We start from the raw sequence: 18,349 nt of genomic DNA on the forward strand, positions 1-18,349 counted from the left end.
CATCAGTCGAAAAGCCGCTCATCATGCTTCGTTTATTGTTCTGGATCGTCGTGATTTTCGCCGCGATATGGTTGTGGCGTAAGTTCAAGGCGCCCGCCGCGTCCAATCAATCCAATCGCGCCCCTCGTGAACAGGACGCGCCACCGATGGTGCGCTGCGCCCATTGCGGCGTACATTTGCCGCGCGACCGTGCGCTGAGCGTGCAACAACAGTGGTATTGCAGCCAGGCTCACCTTGAGCAAGGCCCTGGTTCCAGTGATCGCTGAGGCCACCCACGCCAACAGCAAACAGGCTCAGCGTCTGCTGCGCCTTTATCATCTCTACCGTTTAAGTGTCGGCATCACGCTGGTGCTGCTGATCTCCAGCAACATGGACAACCGCCTGCTGACGTCGGCCAACGACGATCTGCTGCGCGGCGGCAGTTGGCTGTATCTGGTACTGAACATTCTGCTGGTGGTGTTCCTCGAGAACACCCGGCGACCAGCGCAGTTGTTCAGCCTGGCCCTCGTCGATGTCCTGCTGCTGTGCGCTCTGTTCTTTGCCGCGGGCGGAGTCGCCAGCGCCTTCGGCAATTTGCTGGTGGTCTCGGTTGCGATCAGCAACACCCTGCTGCGCCGCCGCATCGGCCTGCTGATCGCTGCCATTGGCGCTCTCGGGATTGTCGGCCTGAGTTTCCTGCTGAGTTTCAGCCATCCCCTGAGCGCCAATGAATACCTGCAGGCGGGCACCCTCGGCGCATTGTGTTTTGCCGCCTCGTTGCTGGTGCAGGGGCTGATCCGACGCCTTGAAGTCAGTGAAAACCTGGCTGAGCGGCGGGCCAGCGAAGTGGTTGGCCTTGAAGCCCTCAACGCGTTGATTCTGCAACGCATGCGCACCGGGATTCTGGTTCTCGACGAACAGCGCCGAGTACAACTGGCCAATCACAGCGCCCAAACCCTGCTCGCGCAATCACACCTTCAAGGGCACTTGATCGACGACTACTCGAGCGCTTTGGTCGATCGTCTGCAACTGTGGATGAACAACCCGACCCTGCGCCCACAGAGCCTGAAAATACCCGGCAACGGTCTGGAATTGCAGCCCAGCTTCATCGCTCTCGAACAGAGCCCCAATCAACAGACCCTCGTATTTCTTGAAGACCTGGCGCAAATCGCCCAACAGGCACAGCAACTGAAGCTTGCCGCGCTCGGGCGCCTGACCGCCGGTATCTCCCACGAAATTCGCAATCCACTGGGCGCCATCAGTCACGCCGCACAGCTATTGGCGGAATCCGAGGAACTCGATAGCGCGGATCGGCGTCTGACGCAGATCATTCAAGATCACTCCCAGCGCATGAATCGAGTCATCGAAAACGTCTTGCAACTGTCCCGCCGCCAACAGAGCGCACCGCAACGGCTGGATCTCAAGCCGTGGCTGGAACACTTCGTCAGCGAAAGCCGCGAACAGGCCACCGAGCGCCAGCGCATTCATCTGCGGATCAATTCAGGTGATTTCACCACCCTGATGGACCCCAACCAGCTCACGCAAATTCTCGACAATCTGTTACGCAACGGCTGGCGTCACAGCGCCCTGCTGCACGATCAGGCCGAGGTTTGGCTGGCCTTGTTTATCGACACCGACAGCCAGTTGGCCGTGCTCGAAGTGCAGGACAACGGCCCCGGCGTGGCGCTTGATGAACAGGCCCACCTGTTCGAACCGTTCTTTACCACCAGCAACCAGGGCACCGGCCTTGGGCTTTATCTGTCCCGTGAGCTGTGCGAAAGCAACCAGGCGCGCCTAGACTTCAAACCACGCCAAGGCGGCGGCTGCTTTCGCATCACCTTTGCTCACGGACGGAAACAAAGTTGAACACGAGCCCACGGCAAAAGATCCTCATCGTCGACGACGAACCGGATATCCGCGAACTCCTGGAAATCACCCTGGGACGGATGAAACTCAACACTTTCAGCGCTCGCAATCTCGGCGAAGCCCAGGCCCTGCTGCATCGCGAGACCTTCGACCTGTGCCTGACCGACATGCGCCTGCCCGACGGCACGGGGCTGGATTTGGTACAGCACATCCAGCAACGCTATCCACAACTGCCGGTAGCGATGATCACCGCCTACGGCAGCCTCGAGACGGCAATCAATGCATTGAAGGCCGGGGCGTTCGACTTTCTGACCAAACCGGTGGATCTCACGCGCCTGCGCGAACTGGTCGCGACCGCCCTGCGTATGCCGACGGCAGGCAGCGCGGCGGTCTCGATTGATCGACGATTGCTGGGCGACTCGCTGCCGATGCGCACGCTGCGCAAGCAAATCGACAAACTCGCTCGCAGCCAGGCACCGGTTTACATCAGTGGTGAATCCGGCAGTGGCAAGGAACTGGTCGCGCGCCTGATTCACGAACAAGGGCCGCGCGCCGGCCAACCGTTCGTGCCGGTGAATTGCGGGGCGATACCGTCGGAGCTGATGGAGAGCGAGTTTTTCGGCCATCGCAAAGGCAGTTTTACTGGTGCAGTCGAAGACAAGCCGGGACTGTTCCAGGCGGCACACGGCGGCACGCTGTTTCTTGATGAGGTGGCGGACCTGCCGCTGTCGATGCAGGTCAAGTTGCTGCGGGCGATTCAGGAGAAAGCCGTACGCAGCGTCGGCGGCCAGCAGGAAAGCGTGGTCGATGTGCGCATTCTCTGCGCAACCCACAAGGATCTCGATGCGGAAGTCGCCGCCGAGCGCTTTCGCCAGGATCTGTATTACCGGCTCAACGTGATCGAGTTGCGGGTGCCGTCCCTGCGCGAGCGCCGCGATGACATTGAAGCGCTGGCGGAACACATGCTCAAGCGTCTGGCCAAAGACTCGGGCCAACCGGCGGCAAGCCTGCATCCACAGGCGTTGGAAGCGCTGAAGAATTATCGCTTTCCGGGCAATGTGAGGGAGCTGGAGAACGTGCTCGAACGCGCGCACACGCTGTGCGAAAACCGCATGATCGAGGCTGAAGACCTGCGGCTGAGCGAAGGCAACTGTGCGGCGGATGGCGGGATTGCAGACCTGACACAGATCGACAATCTGGAGGACTACCTGGAGAGCGTCGAGCGCAAACTGATCTTGCAGGCGCTGGAGGAAACCCGCTGGAACCGCACGGCGGCGGCGCAGCGGTTGAGTCTTTCGTTCAGGTCAATGCGTTATCGCCTGAAAAAACTCGGTCTGGATTGAGGGCTCCTTCGCGAGCAAGCCCGCTCCCACAGTGGATCGGCGGTGAACACAAAATGTGTGAGCAGCCGAGATAACTGTGGGAGCGAGCCTGCTCGCGAAAGCGGTCTGTCGGACTCTGGAAATGTCTGACTAGATGCGGCCTTCAGGCGCATACGGCGCCGGATCAATAATCGGCGCCCGCCCCAGCATCACATCGGCAAACAACTGACACGACGCCGGCGCCAGCACCAACCCATTGCGGTAATGCCCGCAGTTCAGCCACAAACCGTCAAACCCCGGCACCCGACCAATGTAGGGAATCCCCTCCGGCGAGCCCGGGCGTAACCCTGCCCAATGCCCCACCACTTCGGCATCCGCCAGTGCCGGCAGCAACTCCACCGCCGAAGCCTTGAGGCTTTGCAGCGCTACATCGGTCGGGGTCTTGTCGAAGCCTTCATGTTCCAGCGTACTGCCAATCAGTATGTGCCCGTCGCGACGCGGAATCGCATAACGCCCCTTGGCCAGCACCATGCTCGGCAGAAAGTCCGCCGCACACTTGTAGAGAATCATCTGGCCTTTGACCGGCTCGACGGGCAGCGTCAGATCCAGCGTCTTGAGCAGATCACCGCTCCACGCGCCAGCCGTTAGGACGACCTGATCGCCAGTGATCACGCCAGTGGAAGTCTGTACGCCAACAACCCGCTCGCCTTCACGAACAAATCCACTGACCTCGCACTGCTCATGAATGATCACGTTCGGCAGCGCCAGCAACGCCGCTTTCAGCGACTTCACCAGCCGTGGATTACGCACGTTGGCCACATCGGCCATGTAGATAGCCCGCGAGAATCCACCACCGAGCACCGGCACTGCATCGTGCGCCGCCGAGATATCCACCGCCCGCAGCGGGCGGCTCTCCCGTTCAGCCCACGCAAGCGCTTCGGCCTCATCATCCAGATCCAGCCAGTACAACCCCGTGGTGTGGACTTCAGGATCAACGCCGGTATCGGCAAACAAGCGCGCGCCGAGCTGTGGATAAAAATCCTGAGACCAATGCGCCAGGGCGGTGACTGCCGGGTTATAGCGCCACGGATACAGCGGAGAAACGATACCGCCACCCGCCCAGGACGATTCCTGGCCGACATTCGAGCGGTCCAGCAGCACCACGCTGCGCACTTCGGAGGCGAGATTGTAGGCCGTCAGCAGGCCAATCACCCCGCCACCGACAATCACCACTTGCTGTTGCCTGGTCATGTTTGATCCAACCGTAAAAAAGACAGTGGGCGCAAAAGGCGCCCAAAAATAAGCGCCTCAGCGGCCCCAGCAATCCTTGGTGGTCAGCCCGGTGGTCGCGTTGTTCATGCTTCTGACACCGGTGTTGGTCAGGGTGAAATCCCCGCACTTGTCGGTGGCCATGGCCGTGCCCGTTTTACGGGCGGCCGTCAGCAGGAAGGTCTGATCTGTGATCGTCGGCGTAAGGGTGTAGAAATCATTGCCCGCGCTCAAACCGGTGATACCGGTGTAGACATTGTTCTTGGTGTAGAAACGTTCGAGGCTCTGTGCCTGCTCCGAAAGCAGCGACACCACTTCGGCGCGGCGGCCTTTCTTCACGTATTCGTTGTAACTTGGAATGCTGATGGTGAGCACAATCCCGATGATCGCAATCACGATCATGATTTCGATCAGGGTGAAACCTCGGTTGGATCTGCGCATGCCTCAAACTCTCACTTACTGTATTTGTCGCCACATGATACGACGACTGCCGCCGCCGCCCTTTTCTACAATGATGGTGATGGTGCCGCTGGTGTCGGTCATGCCTTTGCGTTTGCCGTCACTGGAGATGAAGTTCAACGTCGGAATGCCGCCAGTGAATATCACGCCACTGGAGATCGTGTCATTACTGTCGACCAGGCTGTCGGAATTGGTGTCGAGCACGGCGTAGTTGAGCATCTTACCGCTGAACGCATCGAGTTCGACCAGTTTGCCGGTACCGAAACTCGCACAGGGATCGGTGGTGTCGACGCTGGCCGTGGTGAAGACGATGCGGCCCAGCACGATACTCGCTTGATTAATCACCCGCTCGCCGGTCAGCACGTTGTTATACACCAGCGGCAAGTACCAGCCCTTCTCCCCCGGATACGTCGTGTCATTTTGCGATGTGGTCAGGAATTGCCCGGTGCTACCGGAGAATGAGCCAGTAATTGCCTGCGGCTGCAAACTGCTGACGGTCAACTGCCCGGCCCCGCCATCGGCATCCCACACTGAATAGAACGCCTGCAAATCCTTGTTGGTCTTGTCGGCGGTTTCGTTGAATTTACCGGTACCGACAAAGATCTGTTTGCCGCCGGCTGCGTTGTCCGCCAGCAAAGGTTGCGCCGTGATCGGCTGCGTCGCCCCGCCCGCCGTGGTGAAAAGCGGTTTGCCGGAAAACGCCACGCCCCAGCTGTCTGGCGCAGTGGCGCTGAGGTCGAATTTCCACAACCGCCCTTTCAAGTCACCGCCATAGGCAGCCTGCACCACGTTTTGCGAGTTGACCTTGAGCTTCACCGAGGACAAACCGTTGCTGGTGTCCGTACTGTCGACAACGATCTTTTTGATCAACGAACCGTCGCGCACATCCAGCACATACAGCGCTGCCAACCCCGAATTGCTGCCATAACCATTGGAGATAAACGCCGCCCAGCGACCATCGGCCAAGCGTGCCACTTCCGGTCGCGCATAGGCATAACCCAGATCATTAAAGACGTTGGCGGTGTTGGCGATGGCCGGCGCGCTGACTTCCCACAACGCACGCATGACGTTGCCTGCGGAGGCATCGAACAGTTGCAGCGCATAGAAGGTTTTGCCACCCGCACCGGTGCCGCCAATGGCCAGGGTTTTCCAGGCGTTGTTAAGTTGCGCGTCATACACGCCGACCTGGCCGTCGACCAGAAACTTGTGGCTGACGCCATTGATGTAATTCGGGTCGGCGATCAAGCGCAACGACGGCAACACACTGGATGGCATGTAAGCGTAACGCCGGGTGCCATTGGCCGAGTTGATGACGTTGACGAAACCATCGTTGGCATTCACCACTAGGCTGGCGCTCATGTTCGCCGCTTTGGTCGTCAGGTAAGCGCTGTAAGTGGTGTCGTTCGACAGGTCCGAGGCGGTTTTGTCCGCAGGCGAGGCCAGCACCAGTGGCGAGTTGATGATGTCGCCGAGCAATACGCTGCGAACCTTGAGCCCGCTCTTGTTGGTGCCCTTGCTCCACTCCACCAGATCAATACCGGTGATGCCGGTGGGCAAACCTCCACTTAGCGTCGTCTGCTGCGCCGCGGAAAAATTACCGTAGGCCAGGGCGACGGCAGCGTTGCTTGAGGTGTTCCAGGATTGGTAAATCGGCGCGGTGGCCCCCGGAACAACTGTGGTGTCGGTGTTCCAGAGTGCCGTCGACGTATTAACGGTTCCGGCCGATGTGAAGCCGAATGCCTTGATCGTGCCGCGCCAATCCTTGGGATCATAGGTGGTCTGATAGAAACTGCTGCTACTGCTGAGGGTGGTCCCGCTGACAATACCGGCACCACCGGAACCGGCCTTGGAGGTGATGTCGCTCAACGCCGATGACAACGCCGCATTGAGGCCAGCGCTGTCGGTTGCCTGATAGTAGCGACCCTGCCCGTAACTCGCCGCGTCCGAGAGCATGTCGTTGTCAGCGGCGAAGCCCACAGTGTAGGTGTTCATGTTCTGCTTGGGGAAATCCACTGCGCTCCAGCTCTTGCCTGCTGCGTCGGTGCCGGTGGAGCGCATGTCGATGTCGTAAGCAAATTTGGCGATGTCATCCAGATACAACGTGTCACCCTCACCGTCGCCGTTGAGGTTGTCGCCGTCATTGTTGACGCCGTCCCAGTTCGGCAAACGGTTCGTGGCCAACGGATCATTGGTCGGAAAGGTACGGTCGAACGTCGGCAAGCCGTCAGTGATCACCACGCCGTAATTTTTCTGGCAGCGGTACTGGATCGGGCTGGTGTAGGTGCTCGGCGTGCTGTTGTAGAACGGCGCCATGCCGCGCATGTAGCGAGTGACTTCGTAATAGGTTTCCGCCAATGGCGTGTTGGCCACGGCGCTCAAGTTGTTGATCGAGGAGATCAGCACGTTGTAATTGGAGTCAGCCTGGGCCTGGGTCACGCTGCCGGCGACCGGTGACAGATCAGCAATGGAACGGGCAATGTAACCACCACTGCCGAAATTGCTGCTGGTCGCCGGGTTGAACGTCGACAGGCCCATGCGCAAAGTCCGATTGCTGCTGACCAATGCCGTGGAAACGTTGCGTGCAACGTTGATGCGGTAATCGTTGGGGATCGCTCCTGTGGTGAAGTCGCGGGTGCCATTGTTGATCGCAAGACCGACCACGTAAGAAATGTAATCGTCCGAGTAACGGGTATTGCCGCCACCTACCGGATCCGGCAGTTTCAGGCACAACGGTGTCAGGCTGTTGTTGTAGAAGGCGTAGGCACCGCCGAAGCAGCCAGCAGTCGGCAAACTTGAGAGAAATATTGAATCACCGGTGATTGTCGTTGAGTTGAAGCACAGTCCAATGAAGGCATCACACTGGCGAGCCGGGGTGCGCGGCAGAGTCGGGTCGAACCCCACGGCGTAGATGATGCTGTTCATGCTCCCCGAATCGTCGATCAGCAACATAACGTTCGGTGGCACCGCCGCCGCACTCAGCAAGGGCGAGTCAGACGGCGTGAACGCATAAGCCGGTGCGGCCAGATAGAAAGTCAGCAGCATGCCGGCCAGCAGAGATGCGCAGCGTTCAAAACTTCGCATAGATACTCTCCACAACGCTACGCGAAGTACCGGCGATGCCGACAGCGGTCACCCGGTAAAGGGTCGCTGACGTGTTGCTCGGCACATTCACGGCCGTCAGCGTCGTACCGATGTTCTGTACGCCATAGAAGCCGTTGCCTGTGGCGATCCAGAGTACCCCCGAGGTCGAATTGAGCCCCGCCGCACTCACCACCGACGACTCGGCCGGCGGCGCACATTGCGTCGTGCCGCTGCACACTGCCAAGGCAAAACTGTCCAGTTGCACCGCGCTCTCGCCCACACGCAACGCCGCTTCGGCGGTCTGAAATGATTGATTGCGCAGGCCTACGCTGCCGGCCATTTTTTCCTGCAGGTTGGCACTCTGCATCGATGACAGGCCGATCATCGTCATAAGCAACAGAAACACCAGGCTGACCAGCAGCACCATGCCGCTTTGCGTCTGACGCTGATGGAGAGAAATCCTCATCACCCTGGCCCTCACTGCAAGCGGTTGCGCAAAGCGGCAACCACATTGAAGGTTTGATTACGCACCCGGTTGTTGGGGTCGGCGAGGGTCAGGCTCAGGCGCACACTGCGAATACGCGCTGGATCACTTGGGTTGGTGCTGTAGGTCAAGGCTGCGACATCCGTCGCGGAACTCGCCAGACCGAACGTCACGTTGAAAGCACTGACGTTGTTCACCAGCACCTGTTGCGCCGGGTTGCCGCTGCCAGTACCCATCAATATCTGGTTGTTGCTGAAGCTGTAGATCAGACGTCGTATCGGGAAAGCGATCTGCCCGGTTGCCGGGCTTCGCAACCCGGTGTAGGCCGTCGCGCCGTTGCGGCAATCAGACAGCACCGTCCAGGTGGGTGTGCCGCCGCTGCCGCCGATATCCGCCGTGACCAGCGTCAACTTGAGATTGGCGTTATCCCAATTGATCGGCGTGATCTGCGCCGCATTGAAGTCCCCGGCATTGCTTGAATCGGTGATGGCGCCAAGGCAGCCGAACATTCCGACCATGCGGATTTCCTGAATCATTTTGCTCAACACAAAGCGCGCGTCTTCCTGCATGGCAGCAGCGCTGTTCTGGCTGACATAGGTATTTTTCGCCGCGATGAAAATCTGCACCACGCCCAAGACTACGATCAGTCCCAATGCCAGAGCGATCAGCAACTCGATCAGACCGAAACCACGTTGATGACGCGTCATGGTGTCGCCACCGGATCAACCGCTGCACGGCTGGTCAGCACAAAACTGCGCTGAGCGCTGGCGGTGTTGGCTGCCCGCGCATCACTCCAGGTAATGGTGATGGTGTACACGCGTTGATTAAGGGTAATGCTGCCGGTGGCGGTCGGACCGCCGAAGTTGACGATACTGGTGGTGAAATCGTAGAGATCCTGATCCCGGGCGTTGCCCAGGTTGGCCGAGGTTGGCGGCGTAATGGTGTAATTTGCACCGGAGTTGGCGCGTATGCGATCCATCATGTCGTAGGCGATGAAACTGGCCTGACTGGTCATTCGTGAACTGTCGGTGTACTTCAGTGCATTCAGTTGCACGGCTGCCGCGCCCAACAGCCCGACTGTCAGAATCAGTAACGCGACCAGTACTTCGATCAGCGTCATGCCCTGCTGAACGCCTTTGCTCCCTGCCCTCATCCGCAACTTCCACCCAATTGAATTCGTCCGTTCAAACACACGTTAAGCGTCCTGCTTTGCGTTCCCAGCGTGTAACTGATAACCACCGCTGTCGAGGGTGCGGCCAGACCGCCGAGGTTGTTGAAATCCAGCGCGGTCACTCCAGAGGTTAGCGTCAGAGTCGCACCGCTGCTCATCGCCGGAACAACCCGCAACACATTGGCCGCAGTGCCAGTACCGTCGTAGACCGCCAGTTCGCCGGTCCAAGCGCTGCCCCCGGCGGTCGGACGCAGGCGCAGCGTCGTGCCGCGGTCAATCGCTTCGAGCCTGGCGAAATTGATCGCCCGCTGCAGATCGCCCATTTCGGTATCGGCCTTGCTGCTTTGTATCGATCGGGTGAAAGCGGGCACCGCCAGTGTGACCAGGACCAAAAAAATCGCGATGGCGACCAGCAACTCGATCAGCGTGAAACCTTTTGTACGATGATCCATCGATGCCCTCCGTTGCCGTCGGCTATACCTGCTTCTACACGCTAGAACATTCAACCGGCCTGTGTCGGTTGATTTGCCCTGCCCGGCGCACCGATCGCGCCAGCCAACACACTCCATGGAGGGAGTTTTCATGCCGCAACAGGGTTTCAGTCTGATCGAACTGCTTATGGGACTGGCGATTGGCGCAATTGTTCTGCTGCTGGTCAGTCCGGCGTTTGCGGCGCTCACCGAATCCAATCAACGCGACCAGGCCGCGCAGGCGCTGCTCGACGGTATTCGCAATGCCCGCAGCATGGCGATTACACGTAACCAGAGCGTGGTGATTCACGGCATCAACGGCGACTGGGGTCAGGGCTGGCGGATCATTCTGGATATCAGCGGCAAGGGACCGGAGGACAGCAGCAATCCAATCCTGGCGGAACGCTCGAGTGATGCGAAGGTGCCGATCGTCGGCAATTGGTGGGTGAGTCGTTACGTGCGGTTCAGCAGCCTGGGACAACCACTGATGCCGGGGAGGAAGTTTCAGGCAGGGACATTACATATTTGCTCGACCCGCGAGCCGGTCAGCCAGCGCCAGGTAGTGCTGGCGGCGACCGGTCGAGTGCGCCTGAGCAGTGAGAAGACTGAACAGGCGCTGTGTCAAAAAGCCCAGCGCGTCAGATCGAACGCACGCGCAGCTCTTTAGGCATCGAGAACGTGATGTTCTCTTCGCGTCCGGCCAGTTCATCGGCACCGGTCGCACCCCAGGCCTGCAGTTGCTGGATCACGCCACGCACCAGCACCTCCGGCGCGGAAGCACCGGCGGTGATGCCGATACGCTCGACGCCATCGAACCAGCTCTTTTGCAAGTCTTCGGCACCGTCGATCAGGTAGGCCGGCGTGGACATGCGCTCAGCCAGTTCACGCAAGCGGTTGGAGTTGGAGCTGTTCGGGCTGCCGACTACCAGTACCACGTCGCACTCGTCGGCCAGTTGCTTGACCGCGTCCTGGCGGTTTTGCGTGGCGTAGCAGATGTCGTCCTTGCGCGGGCCGCCGATGGCCGGGAAACGCGTGCGCAGGGCATCGATGACGCGGCTGGTGTCGTCCATCGACAGTGTGGTCTGGGTGACGAATGCCAGTTTTTCAGGGTTATGCACTTGCAGCTCGGCCACGTCTTTCTCGTCTTCGACGAGGTAGATCGCGCCGCCATTGCTGGCGTCGTACTGACCCATGGTGCCTTCTACTTCCGGGTGACCGGCGTGGCCAATCAGGATGCATTCACGACCGTCGCGGCTGTATTTCGCGACTTCGATGTGCACCTTGGTCACCAGTGGGCAGGTGGCGTCGAATACTTTCAGGCCACGGCCGGCAGCCTCGGTACGCACGGCTTGCGACACACCGTGAGCACTGAAGATCACAATGACGTCGTCCGGCACCTGATCCAGTTCTTCGACGAAGATCGCGCCACGGCTGCGCAGGTCTTCGACCACGAACTTGTTGTGCACCACTTCATGACGCACGTAGATCGGTGGCCCGAAGACTTCCAGGGCGCGGTTGACGATTTCGATCGCCCGGTCCACGCCGGCGCAGAAGCCACGGGGGTTGGCGAGTTTGATTTGCATGCTGTGCCTCGTGTCTTGCGCGCGAAAAATATGTACGTCCTGCTGATCAAGCACATTGCTCAAAAACAGCAAAAATCTAATGTGGGAGCGGGTTTGCTCGCGAGAGCGGTGTGTCAGACAACGTCTATGTTGAATGTCAGTCAGCATTCGCGAGCAAGCCCGCTCCCACATTTTTGACCGCGTGCGGTCAGTTACAGCGCTTTGACGTTGATGATTTCCACGTCAAAGGTCAGCGTCTTGCCAGAAAGCGGATGGTTGAAGTCAATGGTCACTTGCGCGTCATCGAATTCTTTTACCACGCCCGGCAATTCAGTATTGGCCGCATCGTTGAAGATCACCAGCAAACCCGGCGACAGCTCCATGTCGGCAAACTGCGAGCGCGGGATCACCTGCACGTTCTGCGGGTTCGGCTGGCCGAAAGCGTTTTCCGGCTCGATGGTCAGGGTACGCTTATCGCCGGCCTTGAAGCCGAACAATGCCGCTTCGAAACCCGGCAGCAGGTTGCCGTCGCCGACCTTGAAGGTCGCCGGGGCCTTGTCGAAAGTGCTGTCGACCGTGTCGCCATTCTCCAGGCGCAATGCAAAGTGCAAAGTGACTTCCGTGTTCTGGCCAATGCGTTGCTCAGCCAATACCTGTTCAGTCATGAACGGCCTCTTCGGTTTTCTTGGATTTGAACATGTCCAGTGCCAACATCACCGCACCAACGGTGATGGCGCTGTCGGCGAAGTTGAACGCCGGGAAGTACCAGCGGTTCTGCCAGTGCACCAGAATGAAGTCGATCACATGGCCCAGGGCAATGCGGTCATACAGATTGCCCAGCGCACCGCCCAGCACCAGCGCCAGAGCAACGGCCAGCCAGGTTTCGTTGCGGCCCAGACGCTTGAGCCAGACCACCAGCACCGCACTGATCACGATGGCGATCAGGGCGAACAGCCAGCGCTGCCAGCCGGAGCTGTCAGCCAGGAAGCTGAAGGCAGCGCCGGTGTTGTAGGCCAGCGTCCAGCTGAAGTAATCGGGAATGATCACGATCTGCTGGAACATTTCAAGCTTGTCTTCGAAGTAGAACTTGCTGGCCTGGTCGATGACCAGAACCAGCAAACTCAACCAGAGCCAGCTCAACCGTCCGAAACGGCTAACGGTATTAAGCATAGTGACGAACCTCGCCAGCGCCGCTGATGTTGTCGACGCAACGACCGCAGATTTCCGGATGCTCCGGGTTCACGCCGACGTCTTCGCGGCAGTGCCAGCAACGGGCGCACTTCGGGAAGGCCGATTTGACGATCTTCAGCTTCAAGCCGCTGACCTCGGTCGCTACCGCGTCGGCCGGAGCCTGCACGAACGGCGCAACACTGGCGGTCGAAGTGATCAGGACGAAGCGCAGTTCGTTACTGAGCTTGGCCAAATCGGCGCTCAGGGCATCTTCGGCGTACAGCGTCACTTCGGCTTGCAGGTTGCCACCGACGGCTTTGGCCGCGCGCTGGATTTCCATCTCTTTGTTGACCGCTACCTTGACCGCCATGACGCGTTCCCAGTATTCGCGGCCCAGTTCGACGTTGTCAGGCAGTTCGGTCAAACCTTCGTACCAGGTGTTGAGCATCACCGATTCGTTACGCTCGCCCGGCAGGTATTGCCACAGTTCGTCGGCGGTGAAGGCGAGGATCGGCGCGATCCAGCGCACCAGCGCTTCGGAGATGTGGAACAGCGCGGTTTGCGCCGAACGGCGGGCCTTGCTGTTGGCACCAGTGGTGTACTGACGGTCCTTGATGATATCGAGGTAAAAACCGCCCAGCTCCTGCACGCAGAAGTTGTGGATCTTCGAGTAGACGTTCCAGAAACGGTATTCGCCATAGTGCTCTTGCAGCTCGCGTTGCAGCAGCAAGGTGCGATCCACCGCCCAACGATCCAGCGCGAGCATTTCTTCGGCCGGCAGCAGGTCGGTGGCCGGGTTGAACCCGGTCAGGTTGGAAAGCAGGAAGCGTGCGGTGTTACGGATACGACGATAGGCATCCGCACTGCGTTGCAGGATCTGCTCGGACACAGCGATTTCACCGGAGTAGTCGGTCGAAGCCACCCACAGACGCATGATGTCGGCGCCCAGCGTGTCGTTGACTTTTTGCGGCGCGATCACGTTGCCCAGCGATTTGGACATCTTGCGGCCAGCCTCGTCGACGGTGAAGCCGTGAGTCAGCAGCTCGCGGTATGGCGCGTGGTTGTCGATGGCACAACCAGTCAGCAAGGACGAGTGGAACCAGCCGCGGTGCTGGTCGGAACCTTCCAGGTACAGGTCGGCACGCGGGCCGGTCTCGTGGCCCATCGGGTGCGAACCGCGCAGGACGTGCCAGTGCGTGGTGCCCGAGTCGAACCAGACGTCGAGGGTGTCGCTGATCTTGTCGTACAGCGGCGCTTCATCGCCCAGCAGTTCGGCGGCGTCGAGCTTGAACCAGGCCTCGATGCCTTCGACTTCAACGCGCTTGGCGACTTCTTCCATCAGCTCGACGGTGCGTGGGTGCAGCTCGCCGCTTTCCTTGTTCAGGAAGAACGGGATCGGCACGCCCCAGTTGCGCTGACGCGAGATGCACCAGTCCGGACGGTTGGCGATCATCGAGTGCAGGCGCGCCTGGCCCCAGGCCGGAACGAACTTGGTCTCTTCGATGGCTTTGAGCGAGCGCACACGCAGGGTGTCGCCGCTGGTTGGCTCTTTGTCCATGCCGATGAACCACTGCGCGGTGGCGCGGTAGATCAGCGGGGTCTTGTGGCGCCAGCAGTGCATGTAGCTGTGTTCGATGATAGTGGTGTGCAGCAGCGCACCGACTTCGGTCAGTTTCTCGACGATGGCCGGGCTGGCCTTCCAGATGAACTGACCGCCAAAGAATTCCAGCGACGGCACGTAAACGCCGTTGCTCTGCACCGGATTGAGGATGTCGTCGTTGACCATGCCGTACTTCTTGCAGGTCACGAAGTCGTCCACGCCGTAGGCCGGAGCGGAGTGAACCACACCGGTGCCAGCGCCCAGCTCGACATAGTCAGCCAGATACACCGGCGACAGACGGTCGTAGAACGGGTGACGGAAGTTGATCAGTTCCAGCTCTTTACCGGTCGTGGTCGCGATGACCGAGCCTTCCAGGTTGTAACGAGCCAGGCAGGCTTCGACCAGCTCTTCAGCCAGCACCAGCAACTTGTCGCCGACATCAACCAGCGCGTAGTTGAATTCCGGGTGAACGTTCAGCGCCTGGTTGGCCGGGATGGTCCACGGGGTGGTGGTCCAGATCACGATCGAGGCAGGTTTGCCCAGCGACGGCAAGCCGAACGCGGCAGCCAGTCTGGCTTCATCAGCGATCGGGAATGCCACGTCGATGGTCGACGACTTCTTGTTTTCGTACTCGACTTCGGCTTCGGCCAGCGCCGAACCGCAGTCGAAGCACCAGTTCACTGGCTTGAGGCCCTTGAACACGAAACCGCCCTTGACGATTTCGGCGAGGGCGCGGATTTCACCGGCCTCGTTGGTAAAGTTCATGGTCTTGTACGGGTTGGCGAAGTCGCCCAGCACGCCGAGACGGATGAACTCGCTCTTCTGCCCTTCGATCTGCTCGGTGGCGTAGGCACGGCACAGTTCGCGGGTCTTGTCCGCGCCCAGGTTCTTGCCGTGGGTCACCTCAACCTTGTGCTCGATCGGCAGGCCGTGGCAATCCCAACCCGGAACGTACGGCGCGTCGAAACCCGAAAGGGTTTTCGAGCGGATGATCATGTCCTTGAGAATCTTGTTCAGTGCGTGACCGATGTGGATCGTGCCGTTGGCATACGGAGGGCCGTCGTGCAGAACGAACTTCGGACGATCCTTGCCAATCTCGCGCAACTTTCCGTACAGGCCAATACTGTCCCAGCGCTGCAGGATCTGCGGTTCGCGCTGTGGCAGGCCGGCCTTCATTGGGAAGGCGGTGTCCGGAAGGTTTAGCGTGGCTTTATAGTCGGTCATTTAAGGCTCTTCATTAGCGATGGGCGCTAGGTGCGGCTAGTGCACGGGCGGTGGCGACATCCGCATTGATCGCCGTTTTCAGCGCCTCCAGGGAGGCGAATCGCTGCTCTTCACGCAGCTTTTGGTGGAAAACCACCGTCAAACGCCGGTCATACAGATCGCCGGCAAAATCGAGAAGATGGACTTCAAGGTGGGCCTTGCCATCACCTTGCACCGTGGGCCGTACGCCGATATTGGCGACGCCGGGCCAGGTCTTGCCGTCGATGTCCACATCCACCAGATATACCCCGGTGAACGGCACGCGACGACGCTTGAGTTGAATATTGGCAGTGGGCGTACCCAGTTGCCGGGCCAGTTTCTGGCCATGCAGCACGCGACCGGCGATGCGGTACGGGCGGCCGAGCAGGCGTTCGGCCAAGGCAAAATCGGCGGCGGCCAACGCGTTGCGCACTTGCGTGCTGCTGACACGAATGCCATCCAGCTCGACGGTTTGTGCAGCTTCGACGCTAAAACCGTGAACCTGCCCGGCCTGCAGCAGGAAATCGAAATCGCCGAGGCGGTCGCAACCGAAGCGGAAATCGTCACCGACCTCAAGATGCTGCACGCCGAGACCGCCTACCAGAATGGTATCGACGAACTCACTGGCGCTGAGCTTGCTCAGACGCTGGTTGAAGGCCAGGCACAAGACCCGGTCAACGCCTTCGGCGGCCAGCAGTTGCAGTTTGTCGCGCAACCGCACCAAACGTGCCGGCGCGGTCTCGGGTGCAAAGAATTCCCGTGGCTGCGGCTCGAAAATCACCACGCAGCTGGGTACGCCCAACTCGAGCGCACGCTCACGCAGCCGGGCCAGGATAGCCTGGTGACCACGGTGAACACCGTCAAAGTTGCCAATAGTGGCGACGCAGCCCCGATGCTGGGGGCGCAAGTTGTGGAGGCCTCGAACCAGCTGCATAACGCGCTTCTTGCTCATAAAGTGGCCGATTATAACCACACCCGGCGACAGACGACAGGCAACACCGTAACGCAAAGTGATCGAGCCGACAAAACTGCCGGCCCGTGCCCGCTTATAAAGGGTAAAACCTCAGCTCAAGGCCTTGCGATTGAAGTCGCGCAGACGGAAACCGAGCAGCAGCAACATACCGAAATACGCCACCACGCCCGCTGCCACCAAAGCGCCCAGACGCAGGAAGCGCTCAAGCATGTGCCCCTGATCCCAAGCCGGCATGAAATGCATGCCGACCAACAACACCACCGACATCACCGCCACGGCCACAACCAGCTTGAAGCCGAACTTGGCCCAGCCTGGTTGCGGCTGGTACATCTGCTGTTTGCGCAGTTGATAGAACAGCAACCCGGCGTTCAGACAGGCGCCGGCACTGATCGCCAACGCCAGACCGGCATGGGCCAACGGGCCGATCAGCAACAGGTTGAACAACTGAGTCACCACCAGCGTGAAGATTGCGATTTTCACCGGCGTACGGATGTTCTGTTGCGCATAAAAGCCCGGCGCCAGCACTTTGATCACGATGATCCCGAGCAGACCGACAGAATAGGCAATCAATGCGCGCTGGGTCATCTCGGCATCAAAGCCACTGAACTGACCATACTGGAACAGCGAAACAGTCAACGGCTCAGCGAGAATCCCCAAGGCCAATGAGCACGGCAGCACCAGCACGAAGCACAGGCGCAAGCCCCAGTCGAGAATCCGCGAATACTCGTGGCGATCCTTGCTGGCATAGGTTTTGGCCAGAGTCGGCAACAGGATTGTGCCCAGTGCCACGCCGAGGACGCCGGACGGCAGCTCCATCAGGCGATCGGCGTAGTACATCCACGACACCGAGCCTGCAACCAGAAACGAGGCGAAGATGGTGTTGATGATCAGCGAAATCTGGCTCACCGAGACACCGAGGATCGCCGGCAGCATCTGCTTCATCACCCGCCAGACGCCGGTGTCGCGCAAATTCAGGCGCGGCAGCACCAGCATGCCGATCTTTTTCAGGTGTGGCAGTTGATAGAGCAATTGCGCCAGACCGCCGACCAGCACCGCCCAGCCAAGCGCCATGACCGGTGGATCGAAGTATGGCGTCAAAAACAACGAAAACACGATCATGCTGACGTTGAGCAGTGTCGGCACGAACGCCGGCACCGAGAAACGGTTCCAGGTATTGAGGATCGCCCCGGCCAGCGATGACAGGGAGATCAGCAATATATAGGGGAAGGTCACCCGCAACAGATCGGAGGTCAGCTGGAATTTTTCCGGTGTATCGGTGAAACCGGGGGCTGTAGCCCAGATCACCCAAGGTGCGGCGATCATGCCCAGCGCCGTTACCACGGCCAATACCAGGGTCAACAAACCCGATACGTAGGCGATAAAGGTTCGAGTCGCCTCCTCGCCCTGCTGACTTTTATATTCGGCCAGAATCGGCACAAATGCCTGAGAGAACGCGCCCTCAGCGAAAATTCGCCGCAGCAGATTGGGCAGTTTGAAGGCGATAAAGAAGGCGTCCGTCGCCATCCCGGCGCCAAATGTGCGAGCAATGAGCGTGTCACGAACGAACCCCAAAATCCGGGAAAGCATCGTGATAGAGCTGACGGCGGCCAACGATTTGAGCAGATTCATTGAGGAAATCAGGGCCTTTCGATAAACAGCAGGCGAACAATGCGCCCACTTGTGCGATACTCCGCGCCGCAA

General features: G+C 59.6%; 17 protein-coding genes. 4 read left to right on the plus strand and 13 right to left on the minus strand.

All coding sequences use genetic code 11. The features are described from left to right. Window positions 1-23: 23 nt before the first annotated feature. Genes CKW18_RS13855 through CKW18_RS13865 form a run of 3 tightly spaced genes read left to right on the plus strand, consistent with a single transcriptional unit; the run spans window position 24 to window position 3,188 of the window. Complete coding sequence (locus CKW18_RS13855; protein ID WP_095189312.1) at window positions 24-266, plus strand: PP0621 family protein; 243 nt, start codon at window positions 24-26, stop codon at window positions 264-266. After that, on the plus strand, window positions 256-1,845 hold the full coding sequence (locus CKW18_RS13860) for a PAS domain-containing sensor histidine kinase (RefSeq protein WP_095189313.1): 1,590 nt from the start codon (window positions 256-258) through the stop codon (window positions 1,843-1,845). Before CKW18_RS13855 ends, CKW18_RS13860 begins: the two co-directional genes overlap by 11 nt. Then, window positions 1,842-3,188: a sigma-54 dependent transcriptional regulator gene (locus tag CKW18_RS13865; RefSeq protein ID WP_095189314.1), complete on the plus strand. Its 1,347-nt coding sequence runs from the start codon at window positions 1,842-1,844 to the stop codon at window positions 3,186-3,188. Before CKW18_RS13860 ends, CKW18_RS13865 begins: the two co-directional genes overlap by 4 nt. 129 nt (window positions 3,189-3,317) lie before the next feature. On the opposite strand, the gene thiO is transcribed toward CKW18_RS13865, so the two are convergent. Genes thiO through CKW18_RS13900 form a run of 7 tightly spaced genes read right to left on the minus strand, consistent with a single transcriptional unit; the run spans window position 3,318 to window position 10,083 of the window. Next, complete coding sequence (gene thiO / locus CKW18_RS13870; protein WP_095189315.1) at window positions 3,318-4,418, minus strand: glycine oxidase ThiO; 1,101 nt, start codon at window positions 4,416-4,418, stop codon at window positions 3,318-3,320. Window positions 4,419-4,475: 57 nt separating this feature from the next. Then, window positions 4,476-4,877: a type IV pilin protein gene (locus CKW18_RS13875; RefSeq protein ID WP_047303296.1), complete on the minus strand. Its 402-nt coding sequence runs from the start codon at window positions 4,875-4,877 to the stop codon at window positions 4,476-4,478. A 15-nt stretch (window positions 4,878-4,892) separates the two neighbouring features. After that, entirely contained in the window at window positions 4,893-7,976 is a 3,084-nt protein-coding gene (locus tag CKW18_RS13880) for a pilus assembly protein (protein ID WP_095189316.1), read from the minus strand. Further along, complete coding sequence (locus CKW18_RS13885) at window positions 7,963-8,442, minus strand: PilX N-terminal domain-containing pilus assembly protein (RefSeq protein WP_095189317.1); 480 nt, start codon at window positions 8,440-8,442, stop codon at window positions 7,963-7,965. The genes CKW18_RS13880 and CKW18_RS13885 overlap by 14 nt, the downstream gene beginning before the upstream one ends. Before the next feature lie 11 nt (window positions 8,443-8,453). Further along, on the minus strand, window positions 8,454-9,167 hold the full coding sequence (locus CKW18_RS13890) for a PilW family protein (protein WP_095189318.1): 714 nt from the start codon (window positions 9,165-9,167) through the stop codon (window positions 8,454-8,456). After that, window positions 9,164-9,613 (minus strand): type IV pilus modification protein PilV, encoded by a 450-nt coding sequence (gene pilV, locus CKW18_RS13895; protein ID WP_095189319.1) that lies wholly within the window; start codon window positions 9,611-9,613, stop codon window positions 9,164-9,166. Before pilV ends, CKW18_RS13890 begins: the two co-directional genes overlap by 4 nt. Beyond that, on the minus strand, window positions 9,610-10,083 hold the full coding sequence (locus CKW18_RS13900) for a GspH/FimT family pseudopilin (RefSeq protein ID WP_095189320.1): 474 nt from the start codon (window positions 10,081-10,083) through the stop codon (window positions 9,610-9,612). Before CKW18_RS13900 ends, pilV begins: the two co-directional genes overlap by 4 nt. 130 nt (window positions 10,084-10,213) lie before the next feature. On the opposite strand from CKW18_RS13900, the gene CKW18_RS13905 reads away from it, so the two are divergent. After that, the gene (locus CKW18_RS13905) at window positions 10,214-10,768 is read left to right on the plus strand and encodes a GspH/FimT family protein (RefSeq protein WP_095189321.1); all 555 of its coding nucleotides are present in this window, start codon (window positions 10,214-10,216) and stop codon (window positions 10,766-10,768) included. Here the strand turns inward: CKW18_RS13905 and ispH are convergent. The 6 genes from ispH to murJ all read right to left on the minus strand — a co-directional run bounded on the left by ispH (window position 10,740) and on the right by murJ (window position 18,277). Then, entirely contained in the window at window positions 10,740-11,684 is a 945-nt protein-coding gene (gene ispH / locus CKW18_RS13910; RefSeq protein WP_095189322.1) for a 4-hydroxy-3-methylbut-2-enyl diphosphate reductase, read from the minus strand. The genes CKW18_RS13905 and ispH overlap by 29 nt on opposite strands. Window positions 11,685-11,875: 191 nt before the next feature. Further along, the gene (gene fkpB / locus CKW18_RS13915) at window positions 11,876-12,313 is read right to left on the minus strand and encodes an FKBP-type peptidyl-prolyl cis-trans isomerase (protein ID WP_170947253.1); all 438 of its coding nucleotides are present in this window, start codon (window positions 12,311-12,313) and stop codon (window positions 11,876-11,878) included. Window positions 12,314-12,320: 7 nt separating this feature from the next. Further along, a complete protein-coding gene (lspA, locus tag CKW18_RS13920; RefSeq protein ID WP_095189324.1) occupies window positions 12,321-12,833 on the minus strand; it encodes a signal peptidase II in 513 nt (170 codons plus the stop codon). Further along, complete coding sequence (gene ileS / locus CKW18_RS13925) at window positions 12,826-15,657, minus strand: isoleucine--tRNA ligase (protein ID WP_095189325.1); 2,832 nt, start codon at window positions 15,655-15,657, stop codon at window positions 12,826-12,828. Before ileS ends, lspA begins: the two co-directional genes overlap by 8 nt. 13 nt (window positions 15,658-15,670) lie before the next feature. Further along, window positions 15,671-16,609 (minus strand): bifunctional riboflavin kinase/FAD synthetase, encoded by a 939-nt coding sequence (gene ribF / locus CKW18_RS13930; protein WP_170947251.1) that lies wholly within the window; start codon window positions 16,607-16,609, stop codon window positions 15,671-15,673. A gap of 129 nt (window positions 16,610-16,738) precedes the next feature. Beyond that, window positions 16,739-18,277 (minus strand): murein biosynthesis integral membrane protein MurJ, encoded by a 1,539-nt coding sequence (murJ, locus tag CKW18_RS13935; protein ID WP_095189327.1) that lies wholly within the window; start codon window positions 18,275-18,277, stop codon window positions 16,739-16,741. Window positions 18,278-18,349 lie beyond the last annotated feature (72 nt).

The organism is Pseudomonas sp. Irchel 3E19 (assembly GCF_900187585.1).
Taxonomy (GTDB): Bacteria; Pseudomonadota; Gammaproteobacteria; order Pseudomonadales; family Pseudomonadaceae; genus Aquipseudomonas; species Aquipseudomonas baetica.

Bases quoted from the DNA above. Each gene is read 5' to 3' on its own strand.
- CKW18_RS13890 (WP_095189318.1), bottom strand. From the start codon at position 9,167: ATGACGCGTCATCAACGTGGTTTCGGTCTGATCGAGTTGCTGATCGCT.
- CKW18_RS13885 (WP_095189317.1), bottom strand. From the start codon at position 8,442: ATGAGGATTTCTCTCCATCAGCGTCAGACGCAAAGCGGCATGGTGCTG.
- CKW18_RS13905 (WP_095189321.1), top strand. From the start codon at position 10,214: ATGCCGCAACAGGGTTTCAGTCTGATCGAACTGCTTATGGGACTGGCG.
- ileS (WP_095189325.1), bottom strand. From the start codon at position 15,657: ATGACCGACTATAAAGCCACGCTAAACCTTCCGGACACCGCCTTCCCA.
- CKW18_RS13855 (WP_095189312.1), top strand. From the start codon at position 24: ATGCTTCGTTTATTGTTCTGGATCGTCGTGATTTTCGCCGCGATATGG.
- murJ (WP_095189327.1), bottom strand. From the start codon at position 18,277: ATGAATCTGCTCAAATCGTTGGCCGCCGTCAGCTCTATCACGATGCTT.
- pilV (WP_095189319.1), bottom strand. From the start codon at position 9,613: ATGAGGGCAGGGAGCAAAGGCGTTCAGCAGGGCATGACGCTGATCGAA.
- CKW18_RS13875 (WP_047303296.1), bottom strand. From the start codon at position 4,877: ATGCGCAGATCCAACCGAGGTTTCACCCTGATCGAAATCATGATCGTG.
- CKW18_RS13880 (WP_095189316.1), bottom strand. From the start codon at position 7,976: ATGCGAAGTTTTGAACGCTGCGCATCTCTGCTGGCCGGCATGCTGCTG.
- ribF (WP_170947251.1), bottom strand. From the start codon at position 16,609: ATGCAGCTGGTTCGAGGCCTCCACAACTTGCGCCCCCAGCATCGGGGC.
- thiO (WP_095189315.1), bottom strand. From the start codon at position 4,418: ATGACCAGGCAACAGCAAGTGGTGATTGTCGGTGGCGGGGTGATTGGC.
- CKW18_RS13900 (WP_095189320.1), bottom strand. From the start codon at position 10,083: ATGGATCATCGTACAAAAGGTTTCACGCTGATCGAGTTGCTGGTCGCC.
- ispH (WP_095189322.1), bottom strand. From the start codon at position 11,684: ATGCAAATCAAACTCGCCAACCCCCGTGGCTTCTGCGCCGGCGTGGAC.
- lspA (WP_095189324.1), bottom strand. From the start codon at position 12,833: ATGCTTAATACCGTTAGCCGTTTCGGACGGTTGAGCTGGCTCTGGTTG.